Here is a 244-nt window from a genome sequence, read left to right on the forward strand (position 1 = left end):
AGGCGAAGGCACTGATATAGGGCTTCATCAGGTCCACCGTGGTTTCGTCGGCGGCGGCCCAGTACAGCTGCATCGAGGCGATCACGCCAAGCGGCCTGAAGCGCTCGAACTCCTTGGGATGGACCAGTTGCTGGTGGGTAATCGAATGGGCGATGCCGCTGTCGCGGTCGCGCCGCGCCTGCTGCATGCCGTTCAGCGCCTCGCGCACCGCGCGGTCGCCGATGGCGTGGACGTGGACCAGCCA

The 244-nt window shown here is 66.4% G+C and carries 1 pseudogene; it reads right to left on the reverse strand.

The annotated features are described in order from the left end of the window. Positions 1-244, reverse strand: a pseudogene (locus ACLJNW_RS27830) (amidohydrolase); the annotation flags it as partial.

Source organism: Salmonella sp. SAL4457 (genome assembly GCF_046548235.1).
Classification (GTDB): domain Bacteria; phylum Pseudomonadota; class Gammaproteobacteria; order Enterobacterales; family Enterobacteriaceae; genus Salmonella; species Salmonella enterica.